The organism is Streptomyces sp. NPDC002520 (assembly GCF_053595235.1).
The window spans coordinates 41,585-47,892 of sequence record NZ_JBSFXG010000055.1; the positions used below are offsets into that span (position 1 = coordinate 41,585).

The window sequence follows — 6,308 nt, forward strand, 5'->3', positions numbered from 1 at the left end:
TCCGCCCCGGGTCAGGACACGGGGGATCCGTAGATACCCATCTCGTAGATGGAGTAGCCCCACGTCGTCTTTCGCCTTACACCCTGCATGCGAACGTACTGCACGGGCTCGTCCGCGGTGAGCCGGATCACGTCGTTGCCGCACGTGTCCGGACGCTGGGTGGCGGCGGTTGTCCAGTTGGTGCCGTCGGCCGAGGTCTGGATCTGGTACTCCGCGGCGCAGGCGTTCTCCCAGGCGAGGGTCACTGCCGCGACCTTCGCTGGCGCGGCGAGCTTGACCTGCACCCATTCGTTGTCGGAGTAGCCGGAAGCCCAGCGGGTCCCCATCACGCCGTCGTTGACGTACCGGGCGGCGAGCCGGTCGAGGCCCTGCTCCACACTCGACGCGGTCGCCGTGCCCTCCACGGCGAGGTTCTTCCCGCCGCCGGCGATGTCCCACAGCTGGAGCCGGACATCGGCCTGGACAAGGAAGACGTCGAGGACCCCGTCGCCGACCTTGGGCTGGACCGAGCCCCAGGTGTTGCGCGGCGGAGTGACCCGGACAGCGCGGGCCTGCTGCTGCAGATCCCTCGAATCGGCGAGCAGCGCTTCGGCCTTGGCTTTGTCCCCGACCTGCCGGGCCTCGAACGCGTCGAGCATGGCAACCATCGACCTGCCCCACAGCTCAGTTGCGTTGAGCCAGGGCGCGGCGTCGTCGGTGAATCCCTTGTCCACGGCTCCGCCGCGAATGGTGGCCGGTGCCGCGGCGATGGCGTCCGCGTATGCACGCAGCGCGGTGAGTGCGTCGGCGCGTCGCCCGTCGTCCCACGCCCGCCAGAACTCGTCCACGCGTGCCGCCAGCCCGGGTGCCTGGGGCTGCCAGGGGGTGCTGCCGAAGGTCGGGGCCAGATGTTCGAGGTCTCCGAAGACAAGCAGTGCCTCGGTGGCCGCGCGATCGCCGCCCGCGAGATAAGCCATCGCGCGCGGCCAGCTGGTCTTCGCGTCGTACGCCTTGTCGTTCCAGGTGAAGTCCGCGGTGCCGAAAACCGCGATCTTGCTTGCGTGCGGCTGGTTCATCGGGTTGGCCACGATGCCGGACAGGTGTGCCGAGAGACCGGCCTCACGCCTGTCGTACGGCGCAAGCAGCAGTCGCCCGCTGGTGTTGCCGAAGTCGTTGACCGGGTAGTTGTCCCAGACGAAGACCTTGCGCCCGAACAGCGTCGACACCTTGTCGGCCTGCGAGTTGGTGATCTCCGGGGGAACGACGTCGGTTCCGGTCCACATCACCACGACCGCGGGGTCGAGGGTGGCCCGCATGGTCTGCTTGTAGGCAGTGTCGGTCAGATCGCCGTATTCCGTGGGCACCATCTGCAGCGGCTGGGCACCTTCGTGGGTGGCGATGAAGCTCCGCTGCAGGTCGTTGAGCAGGTCGACCTGGGCCCTTGCCGCCGCGGCGCGTCCGGGCGCGCCGAACGCAGCTTGATCCGCCGCGCAGTTCCACCGGGTGTAGCTGATGTCGTCCAGCGGGATGGAGAAGGACCGGGTGCCCAGGTCGTACAGCGCCTGAAGCTTCTGCTTGAGGGCCTTGCGGTCCGCGGGGTCGGAGTAGCAGATCGAACCGCCTGGGGAGACGGCGAACGTGAAGCGCACATGGTTCGCGCGGGCCCGCGCCACCAACTCTCCCAGTTCGGAAAGCTTGTCCGTGGGGTAGGGGTCGCGCCACTTGCTGCGGTGATAGGGATCGTCCTTGGGCGCATACACATAGGTGTTGGCTTTGACGTCGCCGTAGAAGTCCATCTGGTCGAGGCGTTCGGCGTGCGTCCACGGCGTGCCGTAGAAGCCTTCGATGGTGCCGCGCAGGGGCATGGAGGGGAAGTCGCTGACCTGTGCGCCTGCCACCTTCCAGCCGTCGTCGGACGGGACGAACAACTGACGCAGTGTCTGCACCGCGTAGAACTGACCCGCGGCATCCTTGCCGCCGAGAGCGATCTCCGCGTGTGGTTCGTGGCCCGAGACCCGCAGCGCGTATCCCTCGGCCTTGTCGGGAACGGCCGTGTCGCCGAGCGCTTGCTCGATGTCCGGGCGTGCCGCCGGGCCCAGGCGGACCGTGAGGAGGCCGGCCGCGGCTGCGGGAATCGTGTCGGGGGCGACGGTGTCCACCCGGTCGGCCCCGTGCGCCTTGAGCTCGCGGACGAGGCGGTCGCGAGCCGCGGGGTCGGTCTGGCCGTCGGCGACCACGAGCACCCGACCGGTGACGACGGCGGGGTCACCGCTGCTGACGAGCGACTGCGGAGTCGGCGACACCGAGGGGACTGGCGCTTGCGAAGCGGAGGCGGAATGGGCCCCCTGCATGGGCAGGAGCATCCCAATGCCCAGAGTCACGGCCAGCACGAGGCAGGCCCTGGGAGTGATCTTCCTTTTTCTCATGAGCTCTCCGTGATCCGGACCAGCGGCGACCAGCACGTCACCGCCAGAGGTGTACCTGCCAAGAAGATCGAGACAAAGCGATGGGGAGGGATCGGCCGGAGCCACAGGACCTGGTCGTTCGGTCCGTATTGCCATGCGGCGAAGGTGGACGGGGCTTTCGGGGGATTCGCGTCGGCCGCGCGGGCGACGCCGCGACCGGCGCGGATCCCTTGTGATCTCGAAGCCTCAGTGCCCCTTCGCGGGTTACGCGGGGTCGGGCTCCGGGCTCATGGAACGGACCTCCAGACGCCATAGCGAGTAGCCGTAGGTGGTCGCCCGTTTGATGCCTTGCATCCGCACGTATCGTGCGGTCACCGGGTCGAAGGTGAGATCGTCGACACGGGCGCCGGCCGGCATGTCCCGAACCGAAGCCATCGTCTTCCAGTTGGCGGCGTCGTCGGAGACCTGGATGTCGTAATCACGGCCGGAGGCGTTCTCCCAGTCGAGCAGGACACGCCGGACGGTTCGCCGGGAGCCGAGGTCGACCTGGATCCATTCACCGTCGCGGTAGGCACTGGCCCATCGGGTCTTGGCGTCGCCGTCGGTGGCGTTCTCCGGTCCAAGACTGGCCACTTCGGACGAGGACGCGGTGGTCGGCTGGTGCAGTGCCAGGTCCGGTACTTCGAAGACGCTCATGCTCCACAGCCCGTACCCGTTCCGCTTGCTGCCCGCCTGAGTGCCGACGAGCCGTACCTGCCGGGCCGTGACCGGTTCGAACGTGAGCGTGTCTTCCCCCGCGCCTTCGTGGCCGGTACGGCTCGCGACGGTGGTCCAGTTCTCGCCGTCCCGTGACACCTGGATCTTGTAGTCCCGCCCGTAGGCGGGCGCCCAGTCCAGCCCGACCTTGCTGATCGCAGCGGGCTTGCCGAGGTTGGCCTGCAACCATGCCTGGTCTCCCGGACCGCTGGACCATTGGGTGGTGCGCACTCCGTCGAAGGCCGCAGCCGCCTTACCGGCGGAGGCAGTCGCTTCCTTGCCCAGGCTCACCTCTCCCGACGCAGGCGCGGCGAGTGTCGTGGAGACCTTCGTCAGCCCGGTGCCCACGCCGAGCTTGCGGAGCGTGTCGAGGAAGGTGTTGTAGGGCACGCCGGCCTTGGCCCCGCTCCACATCTTCTGGGCCAGGGTGCCGAACGTGGGCTCGACCAGCCTGTGCACGTCGAGTTCCGAGTAGTTGTCCAGGGTCAGGTCGTTCCACACCGCCGACATGGCTCCGAGCAACTGCGGGTCACCGGGGGCCACGCTCTGCCCGTCGGGGAAGACATTCGGCTCCCACTGGTCGTAGAGGTACTTCCCGTCCAGCCCGTGGCCGTGGTAGTAGTTCGCGAAGGGGACGATGTAGAGCAGGGCGTCGTTGGTGTTGATGAAGGAGTAGCCGTCCCGCTTGAGCGCCTGCGGCCCGTACCAGCCGTTGTTCCAGCTGTTCATGGTCACGTCGCGGTCGTAACCGTCGGCATTGGCAGCCATGACCGACAGGCTCCCCCAGGCTCGCGGATGCTTGCCGAGCGAGCGGATGTGGGCGGCCATCTCGTTGAAGTAGTCCTTGTAGCGGGGCTTGTCCGCCCTGTACTCGTCGGCACCGAAGTGCACGTCGGGACTGCGGAACCAGGGCGTGAACTCGTCGAACACCGACTTCATGAACGCGGTGGTCTCCGGCTTGGACAGATCGAGGTGATCTGAATCGCCGTTGTTGAGTCCGAGCGAGGGGCGGAACCGTATGAACGCCAGCGAGTGGGCCGGCGCGTCGAACTCGGGGATGATCGTGACGCCGTTCGCGGCGGCGGTGTCCTCGAAGGAGTTCCAGTCGGCGCGGTCGTAGGCCCCGTCCTTGGAAGCCAGCCCGGCCAGCTCGGGATTGTCGGTCTTGAGCCGGAAGCCGGCCTCGACCTGGCTCCAGGGCCTGCCGCGCGGGAAGCCGTTGTCGTTGAGGTGAAGCTGCAGCTCGTTGAGCTTGAACCAGCCCATCACCCGCAGGTAGTCCCGGATGAAGTCCGCGGTGAAGAACCGCCGCCCGACATCCAGCATGAACCCACGGACCTTGTAGTTCGGCCAGTCCACGGCCGTGCCCACGGGGACGGAGTCGCGACCGTCGTCGAGCAGCAGGATCTGCAGCAGACTGCGGGTGCCGTAATAGACACCTTTCGCGGTCGGCGCGGCGATCGTCACGTTGCGATCGGTGACCGTGAAAACGTACCCCTCCTCGGCGAACCGGGCGCCACCCGCCGCGTCGGCAAGGGAGGGATCGATCGACAGGACAATGTCGCCGTCCTGCGGGATACGGGGGGAAACATCCAGCTTGTGCCCCGTCACCTGTTCGATCTCGGTGGCCAGTTGCGCGCCTTGGTCATCGAGTTCGTCGACGTGCTTCTGGGCCAGCACGATCCGGCTGTTCTTACGCAGTTCGAACGAGCCCGTGCCGCCCTCCCACTGCTGAAGAGCGGGCACCACGGCGGGCTTGGCGTTGAGGTCGGTTTTCACCGGACCGGGTTCGGCCACTGCGGACGGCACTGCCAGGAGAAGCACAGATGCCCCGAGCGCCAACCCCCTGATCAGTCGAGCAACATGTCCAAACATGCACACTCCAACCTACTTCCGAGCAGGATTGAACAACATATACCCGAGATTCGCGATGAGGTATAGACCACTGGGGCTGTCGGCTTGGGAAGGCCGTCCTTCACGGCAGTAGCGCCACATCCGAGACCGACCAGGCGGCGACGGAGCCCGACCGTGCTGTGACCGGTGGCGGAATCGGCTGTGATCAGCGGTGACTCCCAGGTACTCCTGGTGCGGCCGCTCGTAAACCCACCGTCGGCACCGCCGCTCTCGCGAGAGATGCGGAACCCGGAAAAACCACGGATACGTGATTTTCCCCCGGTAGCGGAGAGACCGTGACTGCAGGGGAAGTTGGGAGTCATGACGGGCAAGAGGCCGAAGTCTGATGCGGAATTCTGTGAGGGGCTGTCCGGATCGTGACCGAGACCAGCAAGCCGATCGCGGAGGTCGCGAAGGACCTTGGGATCAACGAGACCACGCCGGCCAGTTGGGTGTCCCGGGCTCGCAGGGCCGGCGGAACCGGGGCTGCCGACGAGCAACCGGGCTTTGCCGCCTGCACCAGCTGCGCCTGACCGACCGGACTGCCGGACGAGTCCAGCTCCTGCAGCGACCACTCCTTCCCCTCGGTCACCTCGCTCAGGTGCCAGTTCTTCTTCTCGTCGGTCATGAGCTGCTGCTGGGCGGGCGTGAAGGCACCGGCCGCGATGGCAGAGTTCCAGATCCGTACCGTGGTAGGGACCGCCGCGGTGCTGGATCCCTTGGCGAGACTGTCCGTGCTCGTCTCGAACCAGCCGAAGTTTGCGCCGATTGACGCTCCAAGGGCCAGGTTGTGCTCGACGCTTCGGGCAGGGTGGGATCGATCGACAGCACGATGTCGCCGCTCTGCGGGCTGCGCGGCGACGGGGCCGGCTTGCGCCCCGTGACCTGCTCGATCTCGTCGGGGAGGGTGGCGAGTTGGTCGCGGAGACGGTCGCGGTGCGCTCCGGCGAACACGATGCGGCTGTGCCGGCGCAGCTCGAAGGATCCAATGCGACCCTGCCACTTCTGGAGGGCGGGTACCACTGCGGGTTTTGCGTTGACCGGGACGGGGTCGGTGCTCGCCGGTGTGGCGGGAGCGGCGAGGGCGAGCAGACAGACCATCAGTGCGAGAAGGCACAGCAGCTGTCTTGGACGCACTCTCATGTGAAACTCCAAGCGTTCTCGATGGATGCGTTCCTGGAGGTTCGTGCGGTAGCGATCGGCATGGCGGTGACCGCAGGCACAGTAAGCCTCGTCGCAGCCGTCTCCGTCGTACGCCGCAACGATGCCTTCCGG

General features: G+C 67.1%; 3 protein-coding genes. All 3 read right to left on the reverse strand.

Features of this window, described 5'->3' with window-relative positions; genetic code table 11:
• Positions 1–11: 11 nt before the first annotated feature.
• The gene (locus ACWD5D_RS41535; RefSeq protein WP_451377945.1) at positions 12–2,282 is read right to left on the reverse strand and encodes a beta-N-acetylglucosaminidase domain-containing protein; all 2,271 of its coding nucleotides are present in this window, start codon (positions 2,280–2,282) and stop codon (positions 12–14) included.
• Between the two features lie 366 nt (positions 2,283–2,648).
• Positions 2,649–4,919 carry a discoidin domain-containing protein gene (locus ACWD5D_RS41540; protein ID WP_451377946.1) on the reverse strand — a complete coding sequence of 757 codons (2,271 nt, stop codon included), beginning with the start codon at positions 4,917–4,919 and terminating at the stop codon, positions 2,649–2,651.
• Positions 4,920–5,352: 433 nt separating this feature from the next.
• Positions 5,353–5,661 carry a hypothetical protein gene (locus ACWD5D_RS41545; RefSeq protein ID WP_451377947.1) on the reverse strand — a complete coding sequence of 103 codons (309 nt, stop codon included), beginning with the start codon at positions 5,659–5,661 and terminating at the stop codon, positions 5,353–5,355.
• Positions 5,662–6,308 lie beyond the last annotated feature (647 nt).

Coding starts and splice junctions, on each gene's coding strand:
- ACWD5D_RS41545 (WP_451377947.1), bottom strand. CDS start 5,661: ATGACCGACGAGAAGAAGAACTGGCACCTGAGCGAGGTGACCGAGGGG.